The sequence below is a fragment of the Lentibacillus daqui genome, from assembly GCF_027186265.1.
Taxonomy (GTDB): domain Bacteria; phylum Bacillota; class Bacilli; order Bacillales; family Amphibacillaceae; genus Lentibacillus_C; species Lentibacillus_C daqui.
This window is the reverse complement of record NZ_CP114176.1, coordinates 1,645,882-1,669,188: the sequence shown is the minus strand read 5'-3', so window position 1 is coordinate 1,669,188 and position 23,307 is coordinate 1,645,882. Positions and strand designations below refer to the sequence as shown.

Here is a 23,307-nt window from a genome sequence, read left to right as displayed (position 1 = left end):
AAAAACCCCGCAAAAATTTCACGAGGTTTTTCCAGAAAGGTTATGTATATGCAGGATGGAAAAGCGTGGAAAGAACCGGCTGTTTCCATCCTTATCCAGACTTAATTATTCAAAACCTGGTACAAGGATAAAGTTTGAATACCAGGTGAAACCGACCATAAAGATGGTACAATAAGCTCCGAATAAATACATATACATGCGTTCAGACAATTTCAAGTAGCCAACTGTAAGGAAAAATGCAGTTTGAACCAGGAATAATAATGCGGTTTTTTCCATTCCGCCTATGTAGAACATTACGGTAAATATTCCTGTCCAAAAAGCGAGGACACGAAACATACGATCCATATTTTCCCCTCCTTTTATATCCTTTGTCAATGATATTATAAACCAGGATTTTCATGTTGTAAATGAAACTTGCTAAACAATCGGAAGTTTTGTCCCGTACGAACAAATATCGCCGCTCCAAACATATTTTCAGTTCGATCGATGTTGATAAAGCTTCGTTGGGATTGATACATGGTGTAGACCATGGCAATAATTAGGTGAGCAGGATACACATATACGATGGGTATGGATAGTGTAACGCAAAAGCCTATTCTTTATTCGCTGTTTGTACAACTTCATCCAGTTCCAATATCATCGTCGTACTGTATGTTTTATCATTAGCTGGTACTTGAAATAATAGGTCATATTTTTTCGGACTTTTTTGTGTATAGGTGATGGTAACATTTCCCGGAGGATAGTGATATGATACGTGCCCTTTTTTTCCTGGATGCTTATTCATTTCCTGCTTAAATTGTTCATGGCCCATTTGCACCAACGTTTCAATGGTCAGCTGATTCTCGTGATTGTGGCTGATCCTGATATCATTTTGATAAGCAGAAACCTTTGCGGTAACAACCAGCAAAATAATGGCTGTAATGAACAATACATATGGAAAAATAAAGCCTCGCTGGTTATTGGTAAAACATGATCGATTTTTCATACGTCTCTCCTTGTGCTGATGTAATAGAAACTTTAATACCATAGGGGAGCTTCTCGAACAAAACCTTTTTGACCTCACGCAGGTATATTTCATGTCCTTTCCCTTTTACTTGGCGTCTGATGAGATTTTGATATTGCTCAATGGTTATGGTCGTTTGGTTTTTATCTTTCAATGTCAGTTTGGTTGGTGTGACCGCATAGTCAGTTGCCTGTAAAACATCGTCACGCAAAAAATAAAAAAATTGCTGGATCGCACGTTCTTGATCATGGGAATACGGATCAATGGATTGTAAAAAATATGCGGTAAAGGGAAGGGTCGTAAATAAAATGGTGATCGTAACCAGTAATGTAATAAAAGTAAATCCATTCTTATTTTTATTCCGCCGGATAGCCATATAAGCAGACAGTCTCTTGTTTTGCTTTAACATTGGTCCATTTGACACATCCTTTAACTAAATGATCCTCGTTTGTAAAATCATAAAACAAAGTTGTACTATTATTAGTTTTGGCAAAAGAAATGGGAGGGAGAAGATCATGCCCCTCCCACAAATAGGCTTGCAGCTCATCATGTAATTGGTTGGTATACTGCCGGCGTTCACTTAATACTTCCTCTTCCTTATGAACGATATGCATAATTGGCAGGAGTGTTGTGGCAATCATCATGACGATACCAAATGCTCCCAGTACCTCAATGAGTGTGAATCCTTTACAGTTTTTCAACATAACAGCGCCCCTTGCCTAATGGAAAGATAATTTGATACCTTGTTGATGGTGTATCTATCTGAATCCGACCGGGTTTTCTGATTGTACCATGGTTATTAAAGGAAATACCCTCTTTCATGGTCCGTTCATCGATATCCCATTCAGCAGGAAACGAACGTTTAAGTAATGTTCCTTCATCAAGTCCTTCAATGGTATAGCAATGGTTTGTGTGATCAAATACTAACTCAATCCGACTACTTGAAGCATAGCTTATATTTTGCAGAAATAAAATGTCCGACTGAAACGTTTTTAAAAATTGTTCATCCTCTTGATTATCCAAAACAGAATACTGCAAGGGAACCGCAAGCAAGAATAAAAGTGACCAAATACCCAAGACAAAAACTACTTCCAGTAAAGAAAACCCGTTTTTCCTCATTTACATACCTATCTGGATTCCTTTACTTTCCCGCCGTCAATTGTAAGCGTATGTTTATTCGGACATTTTGTTTGTTTTGTAGTAATATAATCTTCTTTAACCAAATCATTGATACTGGAAGGATAACTTTTATTATCTACATAATAGGAATCAATTTGCGATTGAACAACGTTGACTAATGCATCACAGCCTTTGTTATTAACTTCTTTACTTTTCGTTGCCAAATTGGGCACGATCAAAATGATTAGTACCGAAATGATCATCAAAACGATTAACATCTCGATTAAGGTAAACCCTTTTTGATTTTTAAACATGAACTACATCTCCTCAATTAAATTGTTTTGATTAATTGGAACATCGGCCACATCAAGGTTATATAAATAAACACAATTAAACCTGCCAAAGTAATAAAAAAGATAGGTTGAATATAGGTCAAATTCCTCATTATTTTTCGATGCAGTTCTTCAGTAAGAAATTCTGCATACACGGATAAATCCTTTTCTAATGCAGCAGCATCGGCATTTTTTTGAAAAATTAATGGAATTTGTTTATCTAACAGACGGAATTGTGATAACAGACTTGACAGGTGTTTACCTTGATTTAATTCCTGGGTCATCAGTGTGGCATAATTAAGATAGGATAGGTAATTTTGTTTGTTCAGACATGGTTGATAATATGTCTTTAATGGAGATACCTGTTTTTAACAATGAACTAAAGTGGGTCGCAAACAAGAATGAGACACGTATTTGTTTATAGTTCCGGTAAAACGGTAAGGTGCTATAAAGTTTAATTTGTTTATCAATGGAAACTTTTTGTTTGTTTACTTGCCATAAGGTCGCACCAATAATCAATACGATAAGCGATACAATTAACATGGAAGTAAGTATGTCGATAATCATGATGGAAATAGATATCATGGAGGATGTTTCCTCTGTTGCCATAAATAGCTCCTGAAAAGACGGAAGAACGGATCGTTTGATAAAAAAGAGCACAATAGAAAAGAAGAACAGCAGTATAACGGGGTATCTGGCGACTTGCTGGAATTTCTTTGTATACTGAAGACGCTGTTCATACATGGCCAAACATTTATCAATGCTCGCTTCAATATCACCATTTGCCCGAACAAAATAAAGATAGGAGGTGATGAAGGAGTTAAAGTTGGCTTGTTCCAATGCCTGATCGAGTCTGTTGCCATTTTTCAGGCAGGTTGTAATGGTTGCCGCGGGTTGTGCCAATGCGGAATTCCATTGGATAATTTGCAATGATTCAAGTAATGTGTAACCATTTTTCAATAAGCGGGAAAGGCGGTTGAGAAACAATAGTTGCAATTCTTTTTTTAACGTCCTATGCCTGATCTGCATAAAATACTTTTTCAGATACAAAACCATATGCATATGCCTTCTTTCGTAAATGATAAAAAGATTGAAAGTCGTTTATGGAATGTACATCAACCCCTTTTAGCGTTTGTTCCAACAGTTTGCCATCTAACATTTCAAGAATTGCCGCACGCCTGGTTATTTCATCATTGAGATCGAACGGCAGCAATTCCAGTGCAGCAACGGCTACGAGTGATTGTTCCAGATCAGCGGTTGTCATCCCCAATTCAACCAAACGATGAATGGTACCTGCTGCGTTTTTTGCATGTAAAGTACTTAACACCAAATGACCAGTCAGGGATGCTTCAAAGGCAAATTTGGCTGTTTCCCGATCACGGATTTCCCCGACCATAATAATATCTGGGTCATGTCTCAGTGCAGCCTTTAAACCAGCTTGATAGGTGATTCCGGCTTTTTCGTTCACCTGAACTTGTAAAATATTGGATATATCTTTTTCCACAGGATCTTCCAATGTGATGGTTTGGTAGGAATCCTCTTGCAGGATTGTTTGTAACAGTGCATATAAGGTCGTAGTTTTGCCACTTCCGGTTGGACCGGTGAACAATATAATCCCTGCTCGATTCATGATCCATTGTCTTAATCGTTTTAACTGGTTTGGGAATAGGAAAAGCTGATCGAGTGTTAAGTTCTCTTCTTGCGGGAGGATGCGGATTGCCAGGCTTTCCATATGGTTGACCGGCAAGGTGGATAAACGCAGCGAATATTTTGAGTCGAATTCCATATCAATGGTTCCATTTTGCGGTTTTCTAATTTCGCCTATATCCATTCCTGATGTAAATTTAAAGTAGGTAAGTAATTGCTGGTAATGTGAAGCAAGAACCGCTTGTTTGAAAATACGTTTGCCTTGAACTCGGAAATAAATATCTGTGTGATCGGGAAAAGGATTAAAATGAATATCCGAGGCGCGGGTTTCAATCGCTGATTGCAGAAGTTTGGTTGCGAGTGATTTTGCGGGGTTCAATGCTTTACCACCTCCATTTTATTCTCTTATAGATACTTATTCGACGCAGATTGACAAATTCCTTCTTTTTTATTAAAAAAAAACAAAAAAAATTTTCGGGAGAGAGGAAATGCTTGATGTATAGCCGATTGACTACAGGAAAAGCTAATAATACAATGATATAAATTTAGGGGTGTTGCTGATGTCTGGTAACGATATTGTCAAATATGTCACAGAAAAAGCCGTAACATACATGAATACACCGGCAGAACATCGCCGAAAAAAGAGGATCAAGGATAAACCCAAACAACAAGCTAATTTGTACAGCAACCGATGGCTTGGTGTACTGCCGTTCGCAGTTAAATCAATAATGAAGAAAGAATGAAAAGCAGGTCGCCTTATGCGAGGCCGCTGAAAAACTTACGATTTTTCAGTGAAACTACAGATTAGTTATCAAAAAAGATGACTCTAATTCATTTTTTGAAATTTAGAGTTGTCTTTTTATTGATTTGCATATTTTTATTTTACTTATTTTTTAGCTCATTAATTCAATATTTGTTTTAGATTTACGGTGAATATTGCCATCCGTTTCCTGAAACTTTGCTTGCTCCATATGCTTGTCAATTTAATGGTCACGGAATACGTCTTACTTTTTGCCCTGGGCTTGTAACACCCATCCTTAAACCATACTTTACATTTATCCTCTAATTCATTGTATACAAAAGAAAAGTCAACTAAATCATCGAGCCTTCTTAGAAAATTTTCTTTAGGTACAACCAGATCATATATTTCTGAATATAGACTTAAGATCATTTCCTCTTGTTTCTGAATCATAAAAGCCATCCACCTTTAATTGATAGCTCTATTGTAGCTAAAAAAAGATACGATTCCCATCATAAATTAGAAATCATATCTTTTGGACTTTTTCAATGGCCTCGAAATTTTTGCGGGGTTTTTTACTTTTTTTCAAAAACCTGTTGACATGTTATTTATCTGCCTATATACTATGAATAGTAGCTTAACTTTTATCCCTAACCAACAAAGAGCAGAGCACATCCCCCTAAGAACCCTTCTTAACTAAGAAGGGTTCTTTATTTTTCCTATTTATCTATGCTTGAACAAATGGATTAAGGCGTTTTTCTTCGCCGATTGTTGTCTTTGGACCATGGCCGGGATAGACAGTAAACGTATCATCCAACGAATAGAGTCTTTCCTGAATTGAATTAATTAACTGCTGGTAATTACCGCCGGGGAGGTCTGTTCGTCCAATTCCTTGTTGAAACAAGGCATCGCCGCCGAATACGATTTTTTCATCATAAAATACAAAGCTGACACTTCCAGGGGAATGACCAGGTGTATGCAGTACTTGAAACCGAAATCCAGAGATCATCAATTCCCCTGGTTTCAGCGATTGCTCCGCCCCTTTTGTTTTAATTTCCTGTCCTATAAATGATGAAGAGCCATTTAACTGTGGGTTCTCTAACCAGTCAGCTTCCATATCATGCAAATAAACATCGATCCCGTAATGATTACGTAATTCATCAACAGCGCCGATATGGTCAAAATGAGCATGTGTCAATAAAATAGCCACAGGCTTAATCCCTTCCTTTTTCAAAAAAGCAATGACCTGGTCTGCATCACCGCCTGGGTCAATGATTAATCCACGCTCCTTGTCAAAAATAAGATAACAATTCGTACCCAGTGGTCCCAATGACATTTTTTTCAACTTCATATTATTACATCCCCCATCCTTAAGTGAAAATTGTTGTTTTGTAAGTCTCGACAAATATGACGAATTACTATAAAATAAATATGATGAACTGTTTAGATACATAATAATATAAACATGATTTCCAGATCAACTAGATGAACATGGAACCATTGAAGGAGGAAAGATGGAAATGAGAATTGTCCTGGCAAGTATCTTGCTTATTGTCGCTATTTTGGCTGTCATTTCGGTCGTCCGTCAGCTTAAATACAAGAACATGTTTGCTTTGGTTGTTTCAGCCCTTGCTGCAATTGCATTTGGCTTTTTCTCCATTGCAACAATCATTGGGGAAATTACCGGATAATCCATCAGTTTATAAAGACCAGGAAAAGCTGTTGCGTCAGCTTTTCCTGGTCTTTATACGTCCTTGTGAAAAACAGGTATATAAAAATATTTCACCGTCCTGCATGCTGCTCAACCAAATATGCTGCTCCAATAATTCCTGCATCGTTTCCTAGTTGGGCAAGTTTGATCTCGCATACATTACTAACCCGTGGCAGTGCATATTTGTGAAAAGCCTCCTTAATGACAGACAACAATTGATCACCTGCTTTTGATACGCCACCACCAATTAAAATGATGGAAGGATTGATGATTATTGCTAAATCAGTAATCGCCCTCCCCAGGGTATCCCCTGTATGTTCAACCACTGTCTGACAAAGCATATCACCTTTTTTTGCTAAAGCAAATACATCCTTTGCTGTAAGCGCGCCGGATTCTCCAATAAACTTGGCAAGATTGCTATCCGGCTTCTCTTCGGCAAGTGCCATCGCCTGGCGAACAATCCCGGTCGCCGAGCAAACGGTCTCCAAACATCCTCGCCGCCCACAATTACAGGGATATCCGTTTGGATCAATGGTTATATGACCAATTTCACCGGCAGTACCGTTAACACCGTTCAGAATGGTACCAGCAGCAATAATACCACTGCCAACCCCTGTACCCAAGGTAATTGCGATAAGGTTTTCCACCTGGTTTCCGGCTCCAACCCAATTTTCTCCCAAAGCAGCAATATTGGCATCATTTTCGACAAAAACTGGCAGCTTGGTCAGCTGTGAAAACTGCTCTGCCAACTGAAAGTTCTTCCAGCCGATATTAACTGCTTCATATACCAATCCAGTCGTTCCATCAATAAAGCCAGGGGCACCTACGCCGATACCAAGAATATTATTCTTTTGTTCCAATGTTAACTTGCTCTGTATTGATTGCCAAATATCGCGAACCAATATGTCACCTTTATCTGCTTTGGATGTAGGAATCTCCCATTTTAATAAAATAGTTCCCTGTCGATTTAATATACCAAGTTTACTCGTTGTTCCGCCAATATCAATTCCGATGATGACTTTCTCCATCTCCCGTATCACTCCTTTTACGGCGAAGTTTTGTGCGCTCTTTTCTTAATATGCCAAGTGCTTTGGTATACTCCTCGGCTTGGATGCACTGTAATTGATACAGTTCCTTTATTTCCGATTCCATAAGCGATAGCTCCGCCGACCGATCCCCTATGTAAATAATTGTTCCAAATCGCTTTAATAACTGCTGTACATCATAAACTGTTTGCAAACCAATCACCACCCTATATTATACCAAACAGAATAGCATTAAGGTATAACAAACTTTAACTCGCATAATAGCTTGCCTTTTATCATACATCTTATAATAGACAAGTTTACAAAGGGTGATGATGTTGTATAAATGGCTTTTTTCGATATTATTTCTGTTATTTATTACATTAGCAAGCTTTATTTACTTTGAGCATACTCGATCCATTCAGACCATCACCTATTTTCCGATTGATACCAATACATCGTTTACTACTGCATCGACCCAAATCGCACTTACATCAGAAAAAGATCAGCAGCCATACAACATCAGCTGGACAAGCCAATCAAAAAGTAATAAACAAGTCTATTTAAGACAGGATGCTTCTATATTATTTGCAAACGGACGGCTAAAAGGGGTTTCCAGTAAATGGCAGGAGAATACAGACAAAATATATTTAAAAAAAGAATTGTCCTGTGAAAATAGTAGTTACTTCCAGGCAATATCTTTTCATTACGGGGAAGTTCATTATCCGGAAGACAAAATCAAAAGTATCCAGCAAATGTCGCATGATGCTTTGTATGTAGCGAATTCCCCTACCGTACCAATCGAACCATTTTCCACTCCCCAAAATAGATTTACGGCGGAATGGAAAGAAAAGCTGGATACCACAACAAAACAGCAATTAATTTATCATTGGAATGAATTAATGCAGCATTTTCAAATCGCCAGTGGAGATTATCATTCTATTCCATTGACATCATTATATCTATACAATGAGCGTAGCTTGCCGGCGATGTCACAAGCGCAAACAGATCAAATTATAGGTAAACTGTGGGAAGGATTGTATAAAAATTATATTATTCCTGCAACATCCGGAACAAGTCAGCTTGAATCAAGTTATATTCCGCTCGTATTGGTTGCCAAAGACCGAACCCACTTACTTGTGCTCTTTCAACTTGATGGAAAGAAAGAGAAGTTAATTCAACGTATTGGTAATTAAGGTTTATATGAATATGAAAAAGACATCCAACATTTGCATTGGTTAGATGTCTTTTTCTATTTTATATCTGTGCACCCCTGTCTTAGGTATACTGTTTCAGACCATAGACAATTAATCCGGCAATGACGATCACATATACAATGAAACCAGCTGATTGTATAAAAATGTTTCGCTTTTTTGGTAAACCGACGATAGCTGAAGCCAAAAAACCAGTGATTAAACCGCCAATGTGGGCGCTATTATCAATTTGCGGAACAGAAAGGCCAAAAATAATATTGATCCCAATTAAGATCAGGATGCCTTTACCCATGGTCTGAAAAAAAATCTGTTTATAATTTAAGCCAAAAAATAACAACGCACCAAATAAGCCAAATATGGCACCCGATGCTCCAGCTGAGATATGTATTGACGTGGCAAAACTCGCCATACCCGCGCCAATACCAGCAAGGAAATAAATAAAAATAAAACGGCTCGCCCCATACATTTGTTCCACAGCAGCACCTAAATAATATAATGCCAGCATATTCATAAATAAGTGCAATAAACCAATATGCAAAAACATGGACGTAGCAATCCGCCACCATTCACCATCTAGAATTGCGGGATTATATTTCGCCCCAAAATCGATCAAGTTTTGGGTTAAAGTACTCCCCCCGCTCATCTCCAGAAGAAAAAACATGATGATATTGATCGCCAATAAGATATACGTAAAAAAAGGTTTTCCATGAAAGAGCACTGTTTCTGTTTCTTTCTTTTTCGTATATAAATGATTAGCTAATCCCTTTTGAAAATAGTTGATTTCTGACTCTTTTTCATCATCCGATGGCTTAGGATTAGTTTCAAACGCTGTTAGATCTACTGTTTCGAATAACCGATGCAATTCTTCCTGTTCATTCGCATCGTCTAAATAATAGACATTCATTTTAACCGGGTTTTTCTCATTCAACTGCATCGGGCGCTTCAATTCTTCCCATGTGTCAACTGGTGAATAAGCGGAAATATAAACATTATGTACTTGTACATATTTTCCTTGTAATAAACGTTTCATGGCTTTCGTTTTTTGAAATACAATAGCAATGTCTTTTTTTAAATGATTTTTCCAATCAAATCCATGATGCAGCAAGCGAATAATCTGGGATTGTTTATTAACATTCCGCTCCAGCCAAATTTCCTCTTGGTTTTTATTAATATGCAACACGTCAAAATGATCATTAGCTACCAAATTATACGCTAATTTATACATCGTATATTGTTCATCCACATCCATTTCGTCACCACCTTAAAGATATGATAACAAAATTGTGGGGCATTTACGTAGCAAATGTATAATTTCTATTAAAAAAAGAAGCTGGTACCCAGCCTCTTAAAAATTGAGCGTTTTGCTTAAGCTTGCTGCTCCACCTGTTTATTGAATAATTTTGGTAAAATCTTGTCCTTAATCGTTGGCATGTTCATGGAGATAACAACACTTATCTTACGCAACAACGCAAAGGCCAAAACCATGTTTAATAATTTATATCGCCATTTATAAAGGACTGTTAATACCGTTGCAAACACGGCAAAAATAACCAAGATTCGCATAGGAACACCCTTTTCTATTTTTAGTTCTTAATATTAGTTATGTTCCTAAAGCGTGCGAATTATGCATCAGGATCCGATATACCGATCGTATAACGTCCGTGCTTTGATTGTATCTTCTGTTCCTTGGACGAGCACTCGACCGTCCGGAAACAGGACAAAAGTGGCTTCGTGATTCAACTGTGCCTTAAGCAAAAAAGGTGTGCGCTTCGTTTTCATGATCTTTTGCAACTGCCCCTCAACCTTTTTCAGATCCCAGGCCGATTGCTTGTGTATTTGCACCGTGTTCCTTCCGCATAGTACAGTTTCCGCATCTTGTGCCTGTTTTCTTAATGCAGGATATGCTTTCTTTTGACAGGTTAAACATCCTGGATCGGGACTGGTTAATTTCATATCAAATGACTGATTAAACCAAAAGTCGATTGTTTTTAATGTTGAGCGTAAAGCATTTCTATTACCAGTTAGATATTTCAAGACTTCCATAACCTCCATAGAGGCAATCATATCGACAGCAGGAGCAATAACCCCTACCGTATCACACGTCTCGCCGCTTCCTGCCCCCTCTTTCGCTAAACATCTCAGGCATGGGGTTTTATCAGGAATAAATAATGCTGTCATTCCCCTGGCACCGACAACGCCACCATACGAAAAAGGGATCCCCTGATAAAAGCAACTGTCATTTAATAGCATTCGGGTGGAGAAATTATCGGTTCCATCCATGACTACATCCACACCATGCATAAGCGCGAAAATGTTTTCGTTTGTTACATTATCCACGATCGCTTCAATGGTGACATCACTATTTATTTTGCTCAGTTTTTGTTTTGCGGCGATGGCTTTTGGAAGAGTTTCCTTAACATCTTCTTCATCAAACAACATTTGCCGCTGTAAATTGCTTAATTCGACATAATCACGATCAACCAAGCGTACTGTACCAACACCAGCACGAACCAGATGATTACTAATGACCGTCCCCAACGCGCCAGCACCGACGACTAGTACCGTACTGGTCTCCAGTTTTTGCTGGCCGGCCTTTTGAATTGGAGAAAATAAAAGCTGCCGGGAATAACGTTCGAAATTCATGATATTCCTTCTTTCAACAATCCACTTTCTGTCAAAATCATTTGAACTGGCAGATCAAATGGCTCTACAGGTAAATGATTAATGATTTGTCGCTCACTGGCAAGCGAAATGGTTTGATTCGGGTAGTCCTTTAAAAACCGATCATAGTACCCGCCGCCAAATCCAATTCGATAACCACGTCTGTCAAACAAAAGGCCAGGTACAATTAATAAATCTATTTGTTCTTTACTTACTTTCGTTGTTTCTTCAGGTTTAGGTTCCAGTAAATTATAGTAAACTTTCTCTAATTGATCATATGTATCAAACTGATAAAATTCCAGTTGTTTGGTTTTTGGCAAACATTTCGGGACACAGACCGTTTTCCCCTCACACCAGGCAGCTTCAATGATTGGCCTGGTATTCCACTCTAATCCCTGAGAAACCGTGATTCCAATGGTGTTAGCCTGTTTCCAGCATTCCAGTTCTTTAAGTTCCGCGCTTTGTTTACTTTCAATGTTTTGCTTCTCATTTGCCGAAAGCTTGCGTAAATATGTAGTGATAGATTGACGCAGCTGAGATTTATCCACAAATACCCGCCCCCTCTTCTATCAACATTATATCGTATTTAAAAGCCAAAATAAAACTCTTATCATTTCACGTGATAAGAGTTATTACTATACTTTACTTTATTTTGTTTCACGATGTAACGTGTGTTTTTTTAGTCTTGGACAATATTTCATAAGCTCAATTCGTTCAGGATTGGTACGCTTGTTTTTTGTAGTGATATAATTACGATCTCCAGTTTCAGTACAAGCCAATGTAATGTTTACACGCATATTCTTTCCCTCCAAACATTCAAACTTGCTACACAACCTTTTTTCGACCCTACTATCATAGCAGATTTTTCGGCGTCAATCAACTGCTGTTTTAAAAAATAGCAGTTTTCCTGTCGACATTTCTATGTTATAACTATAGACGGAGAATAATTGTAGGAATGCTTATGATGTATGTATTAATTACCCTAATTGCTGTTGCAGTGGTATTGTTTATTCTAACTTTCTTTATGAATGACAAATTTGCTGACCTGGAAAGTCAGATGGAACAGCTTTCCATCTCATCGATGCAGGATACATATCAATTAAAGAAAAAAATAAAAGTGTTGGAAGAAGAACTTCTTACCGATATATCGAATGATGTAACCCCTGCAAAACCAAAAAATGCAAAACCACTTTTAATTCAAAAAGTTTTTGCCTTACATGAGCAAGGATATCCCATGGATGACATCGCGGAACGAACCGCTCTTGACAGTAATGATATTAAAGCGATTTTAAAAAAATAACTAAAAGAGGATGTTCAAAAAGTCCGGTAAAAATGACATGCCCCTTCAAAAGGGGTATGCCGACGCCTGAGCGCAAGCCCGTTCTTAGTCGGCCTTCCTTTGAAGAAGCTCGTTGGCTTGCTTTTCCGCTCCTCATGTACCTTTTATGTACACTCCGGTGCTCAAAGCTACGCCGCCTAGAACTTCTCGGTCCTTTTTATCCTCCTTTTTGAACACGCACTAAAAGGAACTTGCCAAAACGATAACTAAATAAGTTTTTAGAAAAACCGGGCAAACCCCGCCCGGTCCTTTTGTATCCACCATAGTTAGAGAAAATCCGATAATTTATATTCCTGTCCATGTATGCCCTTATAATACTCCGGATACATGTCTCCCCCACATTGTTCACAACTAAATCTGGGTGGAGTTGTTGGATCTCCTCCATCCATCAAATCAAATTCCTGTACGACATCATAAGGAATCTTCTCCTCCTCATGACACACCAAACAATGATAATTGACAAACGTCTTCTTGGGGCGCAGATGGTCGGTTCCCTTTTTCCTCTTTTTGCTTTTCTTGCCCGTTGCCTTCGAGATGATGAATCACCCTTTCTAGATAGCTTTTTGCTTCTTTCGTTAATGCTATTTTTATTTCTAATCGTCCTCCCTCAAGACAGACTTCACCCATGTACTCATAATAGTTGTTGCAATGTGGGCAAATCATTGGATCTTTTTGTCCACTTGAAATAATACGCTCTCTCCATGTTTGGCGGCGTAATGTCTTTTTCACCTTCAGTATCCATCGTTTTGTTCCTTGTTGCCATGTAGCCAACAGCTTTTTACTTAACTTCTTGCTCCTTCTTGAGTACATGCCATAATGACGAATCGTTTTAAATTGTTCATCCGGAATATGACGTATTAAACGGATGATAAACTCTTCTACTGTAACTACTTCATGTTTTTCTTTCCCATCTGTCTTGTCCACATACTTAAAAGTTACAGTTTGACCATCATATGCCTCGATCCGATTGGTTCCAATCGCTGGTCGACGAATATAGCGGCCAATATAGCGAAGCTGCTCTTTTATCTTTCCTCTTTGTTTTGGGGCATACACATAGAAGCCTTCCCCATTTGCGGAAAAAGCCTTTTGTAATCTTGGCTGTATCCTTTTCTTTTCTTGCTTCGTCAAGTTTTTTCGGATGAGCTTCAACACTACCGTCTGCCATTGCTTTCGAAGCATCTTGAATGGTATAAAATCGTATCCTTTCCATTCCCCTTTTTTCGTGATTCCCCCCATCGTTACCATCATATGTACATGGGGATTGAAATTCACTTTGGAACCAAACGTATGCAATCCAACTATAATCCCCGGTATCACCTTGGCTTTCTTCTGAAAATAGTCAGTAAGTAATTTGGCTGCTTCATCCATAAGTGGCTTTAAAAGCTCACGATGTAAAAGGAATATATCCCGTAACCCTTCATCAATTGTGAGTATCACATGTCGGTGATTCACTTGTAATACGTCCTCAGACAATAGACGACTCCATTCTTCGCTTTCTCCAACAGAACAGGTTGTACAAAAACGTCCCTTACATCGGAAGGGAATACGCTTTACATCATGGCAGCCCTCACAAACAAAAAGTTTGAATCCTTTTTTCATATCTCCACAGTCACGAAATTTCTCTACCTCCTTTGTGACAATAGGACGGATTCTCTTTCCGTATTTCCTTTTGAATGATTCCCAATGTTGATTTTCGTCAAAGAAGATTTTTTTTAATATGTTTTTCCCCATACATAAAAAATACCACAGTAACACTCACTGCGGTAGACCCAAATTTTATACTTTCCTATCTTTTTAGAAAGCTTGGCATTCGCCAAGCTTTTAGGCGAATGCCTTAGTTGCACTTATGCAGAAAGAAATATGTATATACTTTCTTTACTGCCAAAAAACCGTCTGTATCTCTGAAGATACAGACGGTTTTTCCATTGGATAAGGCAGATACAAAACGATATTTATTCTTCTGATTCCTTGCTGTCACTTTCCTTTTTTAGATCAAAATACGCATCCAGAATTCGTTCACCGATTTTGTTATTGGCATGATCTCCTTTACTAATCCCTGTATCCGGCACGATAACCGCCATCGCAACTTCCGGATTATCAAATGGAGCATACCCGATTAGGGAGTTATTTTCCGTATCGTATTTTTTTCCATCTATATATACTTCGTTCTCTGCTGTACCAGTTTTCCCGGCCGGATTATAATCTTTCCCGGAAAATTCACTATAAGCGGTACCCCCTGGTGACTGATAAACCCTGCGGAAACCTTCTTGAACCCGGCTGATGTGTTCTGGTTTCATTTCTATCTGATTTAGTACATTCGTTGTCACACTGTCAAAAATAGGACCCAGTTGTTCATCGGTTGCAGACGGTTCACGGGCTTCCTTTAAAAAGTGTGGACGAACGCGCAGACCATCATTGGCAATTGTTGAAACATACTGTGCCAACTGCAGGGTCGTATACGTATCAAACTGACCAATCGCAAAGTCCATCAATTTTCCGGCTTGAAGTTCCGTACCCTTATACCCGGTTCCTTCATGTGGAAAATCGACACCGGTTGAAACGCCAAGACCAAATTCCCCAAAGTAATTCCTGATTTGCTGAAATGCCGCCGGATTGAAATTAATCGAGTGGTTGTACTGGTAATTAAATTCCCCGCCCATCCGCATGGCAATGTTGAACATATAAACGTTGGATGACATTCTAAGTGCATCAATATCATTAATGGGTCCCATAGTCTTCCAGGAACTTTTTGGCGGCGTACCTTTAATTTTAACTGGCGTATCATTAAATACGGTTCCTGGGGAAATAACACCTGATTGGTAACCAGATAATACCGTCGCACCTTTGACAGCCGACCCTGGTCGATATTGGTCATATAACGCCTGGTAGGCAACATTTCTAAATTTGCCCTTTTTTCGGTCATAGTGCTGGCCGGAAACTGCTAATAATTCTCCAGTTTTCGGATTCATTACCACTGCCAAAGCATCATTGGCAAATCGGTTATCATATGGGTATTTGCTTATTATTTTCTCCATTTCCTCGCGCAGAATTTTATCGACCTGCTTTTGTAGTTCCATATCAATCGATAAGACAAGATCTTTTCCGCGTTCACCTTTTACAACGACGTTGGAGCCAACCACTTCCCCATCTTTATTCGTTGTGTATTCTACCTGCTCTTTACGGCCTCTTAAAAGTGATTCATATTGCTCTTCAAGACCGCTTCGGCCAACCCGGTCATTACGCGTATAACCCCGTGTCATATAATAAGTTTCCTTATCGGCCGGTATCCCTTCCTGTTGGGAGGTAATCGAACCGAGCAGGCTTTTGAATGTATCCTTATAGGGATATGACCGATCCCAATCAGTTGAAGCATTTATACCAGGAAGTTCACTAAGATGTTCAGCTACCTTGGCATATTCTTCCGAGGTTACACCTTCATTTTTCACAATATGTGGTGTTAACGTTTGAGCCTTATCCAGTTCCTTTTTGATCAAAATGACCTTCAGCTGGTCTTCTGTTAAATCAGTGACGTCTTCCTTCTTGATTCGCTCCAAAATGGTTTGATATTGGTCGGCCGGATCCATCTCGGCAGCTTCTTCCTCTGATAGCAGTTGCTCAGCTTCTTCTTCATGTTTTACATACCAATATTCCTTTTTGTCGCGTAGTGTGATTGTTTTAAATTTCTTTTTTTTATCTTCATCATCATACATGGAAATATACTTTGACAGCTTTTCGGCAACCTCCAGACGCTCCTCGGCCTGCACACCTTTTGCCGGAGTGTATGTAATCGAATAAAGTGGTTTATTATCCACAATTACCTGATGGTTGCGATCATAAATTTTACCTCGTGGTACTGGTTGTTTTGTTGTTTCCTGAATGGTCCGATCAATTTCTTCCTGAAAACTTTGTCCATTCAATATTTGCACAACCCCGAGCTGAAAAATCAACCCTGCAAATAAAAGGAATACCACAAAAAATAATATATTTAAACGAAAGGGAAGCTGTCGTTTTTTCTTTTTCCTTTTCCCCATTTTTCTCCCCCTGGTTCCTTTTTTGCATTCCCTTCTATTATAGCATTTTTCCGCCCGAAATCTAATATGTTTTAACGATTTTTTTCATCCGTAAGCTGTGCTTTCATCATCACCGGGTTGTGCGGGCTACCTAAATAGATATTCTTCACAAACAAGTAAATAAATAAATGACCTGTTCCTAAAACAACAAGCAGAACCGGGATAATTTTTTCGGCCGGAAACAAAGAAACCGCGATTAGAAAAATCAAAAGGGAAGCCACTCGGCCAATATTGACAAATAATTCGCGGACAACTATGTATTCCACTCTAAGGTCTTTTGCCTTCCACGCTTTACCAATGACATCATAAGTAAGTGATGCATATGGGACATTGAGAATTGGATAAGCAATACCAATCATAACCGAATAAATAATTAAGTTGGCATAGCTGATATGGAATAAAATAATATAAATGGAGAAATAAAGGATGGCTCCACCAAGCAGAATTGCTTTTTTTCGTAACGATGGTTTAATTAATTTGGTCGCCATAAAGTAAAAAACAAAGGACAGGGCTGACAATGTTAAATTGAACATCCCGAGAGCCAGTTCACTATTTGTCACGATAAAGACCCAAATGGAGATAACAAAAGCAAAAATACCTTCACGCAGTCCTTGAAAAACATGGGCATATAAAATTTTTCCCCAGTTTTTGTTCTGCGTCCGCTCAGCCAGGATCCGTTTAAAATGAAAGTTTCCTTCCGCCTTTCTGCGATTCAGGAAAAAACTGCAGGTTACGGCACAAATAAATAAAATAAAGGATATTGAAAAAATGGTAGTATATCCAACGTTATCGGTCATTCTGGCGATGATGAATCCCGCCAGTGCTGGTCCAACCATACCAGCAAATGATTGCATGACACCAAGAAAACCGTTAAAGAAGTCCCGCGTTTCCGGTTCTGTTATCTCGAACGTCAACACATTGTATGCGAGCCAATAAAATCCATACCCAATTCCAAGCAGACTGCCCAGCAAAAAATTAAAAGTTGATGCCTTTTCAGCAATGATTAAAACAGTCAAAAAAAATAGAGATAAAAAAATTACCCCTAGTCTTAACACGATAACACGATCAATCTTCTTGGCTATTCTTCCAGCGATAATAAACATAACCGCTTGAAATACATAAATGCCAAGGTTGTAAATAGCGATGGTCATGTAATCCCCCGACTGCTTCCATAAATAAATATTTACAAATGTATTGGAAAGAAATATTCCCAGCGAATAAAGCCCTCCAATTATTAACAAAAAAATTAAATCACGATTTACTTCTACTCCTGTTATTTTCTCCAAACTTTTCATGGTTTTAAGCTCTCCTTTTGTATATCCAATAGTGTGAGCAAATCAAGATGAGATATGCAAAAGGATTAAGAAATGCAACCAATAAAAGTTTTTAGAAAAATCCGTTGGCTTGTTTTTTATCATTTAAAAAACACGGGAAAATCTCCCGCGTTTTTTCTGGCATTTTATTTGGCTTCGTTATAGTTTTTTTCAACTTGATCCCAGTTTACTACATTCCAAAATGCTGAAATATATTCCGGGCGTCTGTTTTGATATTTAAGATAGTATGCATGCTCCCAAACATCAAGTCCAAGAATTGGTGTTACACCATCCATCAATGGAGTATCCTGATTTGGGGTACTGGTAATTTCAAGGTCGCCGTTTTTAACAACAAGCCATGCCCAACCAGATCCGAAACGTCCAGCAGCAGCATCAGCAAATGCTTCTTTAAATTTGTCAAAGCTGCCAAATTTAGCATTTATTTTCTCTGCAAGTTCACCTGAAGGCTCTCCACCGCCATTTGGAGAAAGTACTTTCCAGAAAAGACTGTGGTTGGCATGTCCACCGCCATTATTACGGACAGCAGTACGGATATCCTCTGGCACTGCATCAAGGTTGCCCAACAGATCTTCAAGCGATTTATCTTGAAGATCTTCATGTCCTTCAAGTGCTCCATTTAATTTGGTAACATAAGTATTGTGATGCTTCGTATGGTGGATGTTCATTGTTTCCTTGTCAATTGTTGGTTCTAAAGCATCGTATGCATAAGGTAATTCTGGTAATTCAAATTTTGCCATTGCTTAACGTCCTCCTTTATGATGGTTAAAAAGGGAGCTTATGTCCAACCCTTTTGCTATAAGATTATCAGAGCATTATAACACTTGCAAATGAAACGATTTATTTCAACAGAATGATGCTCCAATATTTATTTACCCGGTTTAAAAAGAATGAAACATCTTGTTAAACCGCAAATCTTTGGATCATCACCCAGTATGTTCTATAATGGGAAAACTAGATAATTATTTTAAAAGGAGTATTGATATGTTCATCAAAAATGCGGGTACACTTAGTCAAAAATATTTTTGTTCTTATTTCAAGCTAACCATGAATACCCAACATTGCACAGTAGAGGAAGCAAAAGACATTATTTTCAATCGTTTTTTTGAGGGGAATGTTAACAAATTGGGAAAGAAATCTTTCCAAAATTTTAAAGCTGCGTATGATCAGATGAAAGCAGATAAGTGGTCTAGTTGACTATTAGCCAACAATTATTCTGTATAAAAGCCTATTTGCAATAAAAAAACAAGCGACTGCTTGTCAAAATGGTGGCTCGGGACGGAATCGAACCGCCGACACAAGGATTTTCAGTCCTTTGCTCTACCGACTGAGCTACCGAGCCATATTCAATTTTCGACATCTGATCTTTAACTTCTGGCATCTATTATGTATGGAGGAGGTAGAGGGATTCGAACCCCCGCGCGGTTTGACCCGCCTGTCGGTTTTCAAGACCGATCCCTTCAGCCAGACTTGGGTATACCTCCGTATGTCTAAATGGTGGACCCTGCAGGATTCGAACCTGCGACCGATCGGTTATGAGCCGATAGCTCTAACCAGCTGAGCTAAGGGTCCTTTTTTCCAGTTGATAACTAATTAAATTTTGTATTCGATCATTATTCTCGTACATTTTATCAGAATGATTACTACTATATATTAAGCCATGTACGTAAAATATCAATTTAATACATTAACCACACCAGAAGCATGATGTAACATATTAAGATGGTAGCGGCGGAGGGGATCGAACCCCCGACCTTACGGGTATGAACCGTACGCTCTCGCCAGCTGAGCTACACCGCCATCATTGGCTCCACAGGTAGGATTCGAACCTACGACCGATCGGTTAACAGCCGATAGCTCTACCACTGAGCTACTGTGGAATAATTATCATTTCACTAGCTCATCATTAATCAGCGACGAATAATATCTTACCATTTGCAACAAGAAATGTCAATTAAAATGTTATATGTATAAAAATTGTTAGATCGTGTTGTTTGTTACAACAACAATAAATACTATAGCATGTTCATTCGCGGTTTTCAATAATAAATTTTATAATGTTATCAGCTCTACCCAGTAAAGCCGATAACATTATCTATTTACCACCAAGAACTTCTTCTGCGATATTCACTGCATGGTCCCCAATCCGCTCCAAATTGCTAATCATATCAACAAATACGATCCCGGCAGATCCAGTGCATTGTCCCTTATTCATTCGAACAATATGTTGTTTACGAAGGCGGCGTTCCATGTTATCAATTTCGTCCTCTTTATCAACAACCATTAACGCCTTTTCTCGACTCACTTGATCCAGTGCACTTATTGACTGCTTAACCGTATGTATCGTTAATGTAAACATCTGATTCAAGTCTGTTTGTGCCTCTTCGGTCAAATCAACCTTATTGGCAATTTTATAATCAATCAGTTCAATAATATTTTCGAAATGGTCGCCGATTCGCTCTATATCTCGAACTAAATCCATTAATGCGGTATGCCGGGCGCTTCCCAATTCCGATAATGAACCTGACGCTATCGTAACCAGGTAATCCGTTATCTTCTGATCCAGATTATTAAGTGCACCTTCCAATTGTCTTGCCAAATCGGAATGTTTTTGTTGGCGGGTAAACAAATATTGATTCGTCTCTTCCAGCCCCATACATGCATATTCACCCATACGAATGATTTCAGCCTTTGCCTGATCCAACGCAACTGCTGATGATTGCTGGATAAAAATTGGATCCAGATGTTGTGGTTTATACTCAATAGTTACATCTTCACCAGGGATTATTTTTGTCACCAACCAGGCTAGTCCAGCGATAAATGGAAACTGAATCAATGTATTGGCGATATTAAAACTGCCATGCGCAAACGCTAATGTCATTTCCGGATTCAAATCGAATTGATCCTGTAATAATTCAACAAACTTCGTGAAAAGCGGTAAAAAAGTTAAAAAAATCGCAGCTCCAATCAAGTTAAAGATAACGTGGATAAATGCGGCTCTTCTTGCAGCTACACTCGCCCCAAGTGATGCTAAAACCGCCGTGATTGTCGTACCTACATTATCCCCAAATAAAACAGGTAAAGCAGCATGTAAATCGATCGCTCCTTCAGCAAATAACCCTTGCAAAATACCGATGGTGGCACTTGAGCTTTGCACGATTACCGTGAATAGTGTTCCCACCAATAAACCGAGGATCCGATTTTCGCTCATGTTTAGCGTAAGCTGATGAAATGCCTCCAAATTACTTAACGGTGCCATCCCATTTCCCATCAGAGTCAGCCCGAAAAATAGTGCTCCAAAGCCAAATATAGCCTGTCCGATTGCCGTGACCTTTTGATTGGAAAAGAAGAAAATCAAGAAACATCCAATTGCAAGAATAGGTAAAGCATAGTCTCCCAGTTCAATTCCGATAATAAATGCAGTTACGGTTGTACCAATATTCGCCCCCATGATAACACCAATAGCCTGTCTCAATGTCATGAATCCGGCATTTACCAACCCGACAGTTAACACGGTGGTCCCTGAACTACTTTGAATCAACATAGTTACAACCATGCCAGCAATGATACCCAAAATTGGCCTGCTCGTCGTTTTGTCAAGAATATCTCTTAACCGATCTCCCGCTGTTTTCTGTAATCCGTCGCCCATGTATTTAATTCCAAGAAGAAAAATCCCCAGGCCGCCAAAGAATTCAAAAAGAATGGTTTGTACGTCCATTTGCAAAGGCTAAAACCTACCCTTCATTAGAGTGATATATGATGGTATCTAAGTATCATTATTATGTATACCAGGATAGATTGTAAAGATTTTTTCCTTTTTCACAAATTCAAACTGCTTAAAATAAAAAATTCCCCGTAACGGAGAATTATGTTTCATCTATCTTTTCCACCAGGATTCGCGTCCCGTCTACCTCTACTACACGTATAGAACTCCCTTTGGAAATCCACTGACCATTCGAAACAGCACTATAATCCTTATCGAGTATCCGTACCGTTCCAACCGGGCGCAGGTCATTTAAGGTGATCCCCTTTTGTCCCAGGAGTTTTTCATAATCTTTATTCATTGAACTATAACCAGCCTCGGTAGTTAAACGGTCTTTTAATGTAAGTTTGGACCACATATCCCGACGCTTAAATACTTTTAAAAATAATAATGAGGAAAATCCACCGACAAGTACCCCGGCAACACCATACAAACCAGATGTTAAGTCAGGTGCAGCAAGTGCAACGGAAATCAACATCCCGGCCAGCCCCAACGTTGAAAGCGTTCCATCATTTAGCAGCTTACCATCAATAATGATCAGTAATAATCCTATAAAATAAATAATAAGCATGATAATAAATGAACCTGTCTCAAGGTATGCAGAAAAATACACAACAATAAAACCGATTCCCAGGAGACCAAACAGTCCTCGCATATTTACTAAAATTTCACCAATTAAAAATAATGTACCAAAACCAGTAATGATAAATCCTAGCCAACTATAAGCAAAAATGTCCATCTCTTCCCCTCCCCCTCTTCATTATGTATATACGGGCAATCATCAAGTTTTGTTTCAAAAAAAGGAGAATGACTATGACCGCTTTACAAAAATGGATCATCTTTGTTGTTACGATTTTAATCATTATCAGTATATATCATGATTTGGTAAATGGTACAGCAGTTAATTCGACGGCTGTATCGCAGCAAACTTCCATGGAAGAAAACACAACAAAAAAATTTCATGTAGTCAAAGTAAAAGTCCATGCCGGAGATACGGTTCTATCCATTGCCGAAGAGGTCAACGGCTCCCTTGAAACACTGGATATGAAACAAATTTTTGATGATTTTCGTCTGATCAACCACACCGATCCACACAACATAAAAACAGAAGAATATTATTATTTTCCATTATACAGCAATAGGTAAATGAAGAACATTAGCACAAAGGCGGAAGCGCCCGGTTAGCGGCGTATGTGCTGGACTGAACCGTAGGAGATAAAGGAAACACGACGACCAGAGGGAGTCGATGTTGACTTATCGTACGAAGGTGAAGGAAGCACACTAGCCCTGGGCGCTGGAGCCGGACGGGGCTCATCCGATTACAAAGTTACCCACAGCATTTAATATTTATAA

31 protein-coding genes and 5 tRNA genes are annotated in these 23,307 nt (G+C 38.7%); 7 read left to right on the top strand and 29 right to left on the bottom strand.

Annotated features, from left to right (window positions below):
* Positions 1–105: 105 nt before the first annotated feature.
* The gene (locus O2S85_RS08435; RefSeq protein ID WP_269412210.1) at positions 106–345 is read right to left on the bottom strand and encodes a DUF2626 domain-containing protein; all 240 of its coding nucleotides are present in this window, start codon (positions 343–345) and stop codon (positions 106–108) included.
* A gap of 62 nt (positions 346–407) precedes the next feature.
* Between O2S85_RS08435 and O2S85_RS08430 the strand changes: the two genes are divergently transcribed.
* Complete coding sequence (locus O2S85_RS08430; RefSeq protein WP_269412209.1) at positions 408–542, top strand: hypothetical protein; 135 nt, start codon at positions 408–410, stop codon at positions 540–542.
* A 50-nt stretch (positions 543–592) separates the two neighbouring features.
* On the opposite strand, the gene O2S85_RS08425 is transcribed toward O2S85_RS08430, so the two are convergent.
* Genes O2S85_RS08425 through comGA form a run of 8 tightly spaced genes read right to left on the bottom strand, consistent with a single transcriptional unit; the run spans position 593 to position 4,480 of the window.
* Positions 593–985: a hypothetical protein gene (locus tag O2S85_RS08425; protein ID WP_269412208.1), complete on the bottom strand. Its 393-nt coding sequence runs from the start codon at positions 983–985 to the stop codon at positions 593–595.
* Positions 957–1,412 (bottom strand): competence type IV pilus minor pilin ComGF, encoded by a 456-nt coding sequence (locus tag O2S85_RS08420; protein ID WP_269412207.1) that lies wholly within the window; start codon positions 1,410–1,412, stop codon positions 957–959. The genes O2S85_RS08425 and O2S85_RS08420 overlap by 29 nt, the downstream gene beginning before the upstream one ends.
* Entirely contained in the window at positions 1,360–1,707 is a 348-nt protein-coding gene (locus tag O2S85_RS08415) for a type II secretion system protein (RefSeq protein ID WP_269412206.1), read from the bottom strand. The genes O2S85_RS08420 and O2S85_RS08415 overlap by 53 nt, the downstream gene beginning before the upstream one ends.
* The gene (locus tag O2S85_RS08410) at positions 1,691–2,080 is read right to left on the bottom strand and encodes a hypothetical protein (protein WP_269412205.1); all 390 of its coding nucleotides are present in this window, start codon (positions 2,078–2,080) and stop codon (positions 1,691–1,693) included. Before O2S85_RS08410 ends, O2S85_RS08415 begins: the two co-directional genes overlap by 17 nt.
* 50 nt (positions 2,081–2,130) lie before the next feature.
* A complete protein-coding gene (gene comGC, locus O2S85_RS08405) occupies positions 2,131–2,436 on the bottom strand; it encodes a competence type IV pilus major pilin ComGC (RefSeq protein WP_269412204.1) in 306 nt (101 codons plus the stop codon).
* 17 nt (positions 2,437–2,453) lie between these two features.
* A complete protein-coding gene (locus tag O2S85_RS08400) occupies positions 2,454–2,738 on the bottom strand; it encodes a type II secretion system F family protein (RefSeq protein WP_269412203.1) in 285 nt (94 codons plus the stop codon).
* Between the two features lie 13 nt (positions 2,739–2,751).
* Positions 2,752–3,414 carry a type II secretion system F family protein gene (locus O2S85_RS08395; RefSeq protein ID WP_269412202.1) on the bottom strand — a complete coding sequence of 221 codons (663 nt, stop codon included), beginning with the start codon at positions 3,412–3,414 and terminating at the stop codon, positions 2,752–2,754.
* Positions 3,415–3,466: 52 nt separating this feature from the next.
* Positions 3,467–4,480, bottom strand: coding sequence for a competence type IV pilus ATPase ComGA (gene comGA, locus O2S85_RS08390; protein WP_269412201.1), 1,014 nt, complete (start codon positions 4,478–4,480; stop codon positions 3,467–3,469).
* Positions 4,481–4,661: 181 nt separating this feature from the next.
* Here comGA and O2S85_RS08385 point away from each other — a divergent pair, with 181 nt between their 5' ends.
* Positions 4,662–4,844 (top strand): YqzE family protein, encoded by a 183-nt coding sequence (locus tag O2S85_RS08385; protein WP_269412200.1) that lies wholly within the window; start codon positions 4,662–4,664, stop codon positions 4,842–4,844.
* A 158-nt stretch (positions 4,845–5,002) separates the two neighbouring features.
* Here O2S85_RS08385 and O2S85_RS08380 read toward each other — a convergent pair whose 3' ends face one another.
* Together O2S85_RS08380 and O2S85_RS08375 are read right to left on the bottom strand one after the other, a co-directional pair.
* A complete protein-coding gene (locus O2S85_RS08380; protein WP_269412199.1) occupies positions 5,003–5,293 on the bottom strand; it encodes a hypothetical protein in 291 nt (96 codons plus the stop codon).
* A 274-nt stretch (positions 5,294–5,567) separates the two neighbouring features.
* Entirely contained in the window at positions 5,568–6,191 is a 624-nt protein-coding gene (locus O2S85_RS08375; RefSeq protein ID WP_269412198.1) for an MBL fold metallo-hydrolase, read from the bottom strand.
* A gap of 163 nt (positions 6,192–6,354) precedes the next feature.
* On the opposite strand from O2S85_RS08375, the gene O2S85_RS08370 reads away from it, so the two are divergent.
* Entirely contained in the window at positions 6,355–6,531 is a 177-nt protein-coding gene (locus O2S85_RS08370) for a DUF2759 family protein (protein WP_367748993.1), read from the top strand.
* A 91-nt stretch (positions 6,532–6,622) separates the two neighbouring features.
* Here the strand turns inward: O2S85_RS08370 and O2S85_RS08365 are convergent, their stop codons facing one another.
* Together O2S85_RS08365 and O2S85_RS08360 are read right to left on the bottom strand one after the other, a co-directional pair.
* Positions 6,623–7,579 (bottom strand): ROK family glucokinase, encoded by a 957-nt coding sequence (locus tag O2S85_RS08365; RefSeq protein ID WP_269412197.1) that lies wholly within the window; start codon positions 7,577–7,579, stop codon positions 6,623–6,625.
* Positions 7,554–7,790: a YqgQ family protein gene (locus tag O2S85_RS08360; RefSeq protein WP_269412196.1), complete on the bottom strand. Its 237-nt coding sequence runs from the start codon at positions 7,788–7,790 to the stop codon at positions 7,554–7,556. The genes O2S85_RS08365 and O2S85_RS08360 overlap by 26 nt, the downstream gene beginning before the upstream one ends.
* A gap of 118 nt (positions 7,791–7,908) precedes the next feature.
* On the opposite strand from O2S85_RS08360, the gene O2S85_RS08355 reads away from it, so the two are divergent.
* Positions 7,909–8,772 carry a hypothetical protein gene (locus tag O2S85_RS08355; protein WP_269412195.1) on the top strand — a complete coding sequence of 288 codons (864 nt, stop codon included), beginning with the start codon at positions 7,909–7,911 and terminating at the stop codon, positions 8,770–8,772.
* Between the two features lie 82 nt (positions 8,773–8,854).
* On the opposite strand, the gene O2S85_RS08350 is transcribed toward O2S85_RS08355, so the two are convergent.
* The 5 genes from O2S85_RS08350 to rpmG all read right to left on the bottom strand — a co-directional run bounded on the left by O2S85_RS08350 (position 8,855) and on the right by rpmG (position 12,248).
* Positions 8,855–10,039: a rhomboid family intramembrane serine protease gene (locus O2S85_RS08350; protein ID WP_269412194.1), complete on the bottom strand. Its 1,185-nt coding sequence runs from the start codon at positions 10,037–10,039 to the stop codon at positions 8,855–8,857.
* Between the two features lie 116 nt (positions 10,040–10,155).
* Positions 10,156–10,353, bottom strand: a complete 198-nt coding sequence (yqgO, locus tag O2S85_RS08345; protein WP_269412193.1) for a protein YqgO — start codon at positions 10,351–10,353, stop codon at positions 10,156–10,158.
* A gap of 66 nt (positions 10,354–10,419) precedes the next feature.
* Positions 10,420–11,433, bottom strand: a complete 1,014-nt coding sequence (locus O2S85_RS08340; RefSeq protein WP_269412192.1) for a ThiF family adenylyltransferase — start codon at positions 11,431–11,433, stop codon at positions 10,420–10,422.
* Positions 11,430–11,999 (bottom strand): 5-formyltetrahydrofolate cyclo-ligase, encoded by a 570-nt coding sequence (locus O2S85_RS08335; protein WP_269412191.1) that lies wholly within the window; start codon positions 11,997–11,999, stop codon positions 11,430–11,432. Before O2S85_RS08335 ends, O2S85_RS08340 begins: the two co-directional genes overlap by 4 nt.
* 99 nt (positions 12,000–12,098) lie before the next feature.
* Complete coding sequence (gene rpmG, locus O2S85_RS08330) at positions 12,099–12,248, bottom strand: 50S ribosomal protein L33 (protein WP_026681152.1); 150 nt, start codon at positions 12,246–12,248, stop codon at positions 12,099–12,101.
* Positions 12,249–12,412: 164 nt separating this feature from the next.
* Between rpmG and O2S85_RS08325 the strand changes: the two genes are divergently transcribed.
* On the top strand, positions 12,413–12,751 hold the full coding sequence (locus O2S85_RS08325) for a hypothetical protein (RefSeq protein WP_269412190.1): 339 nt from the start codon (positions 12,413–12,415) through the stop codon (positions 12,749–12,751).
* Between the two features lie 471 nt (positions 12,752–13,222).
* On the opposite strand, the gene O2S85_RS08320 is transcribed toward O2S85_RS08325, so the two are convergent.
* The 4 genes from O2S85_RS08320 to O2S85_RS08305 form a co-directional block, all read right to left on the bottom strand.
* A complete protein-coding gene (locus O2S85_RS08320; protein ID WP_269412189.1) occupies positions 13,223–14,521 on the bottom strand; it encodes an IS91 family transposase in 1,299 nt (432 codons plus the stop codon).
* A 221-nt stretch (positions 14,522–14,742) separates the two neighbouring features.
* Complete coding sequence (locus O2S85_RS08315; protein ID WP_269412188.1) at positions 14,743–16,821, bottom strand: peptidoglycan D,D-transpeptidase FtsI family protein; 2,079 nt, start codon at positions 16,819–16,821, stop codon at positions 14,743–14,745.
* A gap of 71 nt (positions 16,822–16,892) precedes the next feature.
* Entirely contained in the window at positions 16,893–18,155 is a 1,263-nt protein-coding gene (locus O2S85_RS08310) for an MFS transporter (protein ID WP_269412187.1), read from the bottom strand.
* A 164-nt stretch (positions 18,156–18,319) separates the two neighbouring features.
* Positions 18,320–18,931, bottom strand: a complete 612-nt coding sequence (locus O2S85_RS08305) for a superoxide dismutase (protein WP_269412186.1) — start codon at positions 18,929–18,931, stop codon at positions 18,320–18,322.
* A gap of 205 nt (positions 18,932–19,136) precedes the next feature.
* Here O2S85_RS08305 and O2S85_RS08300 point away from each other — a divergent pair, with 205 nt between their 5' ends.
* Positions 19,137–19,388: a hypothetical protein gene (locus O2S85_RS08300; RefSeq protein WP_269412185.1), complete on the top strand. Its 252-nt coding sequence runs from the start codon at positions 19,137–19,139 to the stop codon at positions 19,386–19,388.
* Between the two features lie 69 nt (positions 19,389–19,457).
* Here O2S85_RS08300 and O2S85_RS08295 read toward each other — a convergent pair.
* The 7 genes from O2S85_RS08295 to O2S85_RS08265 all read right to left on the bottom strand — a co-directional run bounded on the left by O2S85_RS08295 (position 19,458) and on the right by O2S85_RS08265 (position 22,693).
* Positions 19,458–19,533: transfer RNA gene (locus O2S85_RS08295), tRNA-Phe, on the bottom strand.
* Positions 19,534–19,582: 49 nt separating this feature from the next.
* Positions 19,583–19,675: transfer RNA gene (locus O2S85_RS08290), tRNA-Ser, on the bottom strand.
* Between the two features lie 11 nt (positions 19,676–19,686).
* Positions 19,687–19,763: transfer RNA gene (locus O2S85_RS08285), tRNA-Ile, on the bottom strand.
* 151 nt (positions 19,764–19,914) lie between these two features.
* Positions 19,915–19,991: transfer RNA gene (locus O2S85_RS08280), tRNA-Met, on the bottom strand.
* A gap of 5 nt (positions 19,992–19,996) precedes the next feature.
* Positions 19,997–20,071, bottom strand: a tRNA-Asn gene (locus O2S85_RS08275).
* A 215-nt stretch (positions 20,072–20,286) separates the two neighbouring features.
* The gene (locus O2S85_RS08270; protein ID WP_269412184.1) at positions 20,287–21,915 is read right to left on the bottom strand and encodes a Na/Pi cotransporter family protein; all 1,629 of its coding nucleotides are present in this window, start codon (positions 21,913–21,915) and stop codon (positions 20,287–20,289) included.
* 142 nt (positions 21,916–22,057) lie between these two features.
* Positions 22,058–22,693, bottom strand: coding sequence for an NfeD family protein (locus O2S85_RS08265; RefSeq protein WP_269412183.1), 636 nt, complete (start codon positions 22,691–22,693; stop codon positions 22,058–22,060).
* 74 nt (positions 22,694–22,767) lie between these two features.
* Between O2S85_RS08265 and yqfZ the strand changes: the two genes are divergently transcribed.
* Positions 22,768–23,100, top strand: coding sequence for a protein YqfZ (gene yqfZ / locus O2S85_RS08260; protein WP_269412182.1), 333 nt, complete (start codon positions 22,768–22,770; stop codon positions 23,098–23,100).
* The last annotated feature ends 207 nt before the right edge of the window (positions 23,101–23,307 follow it).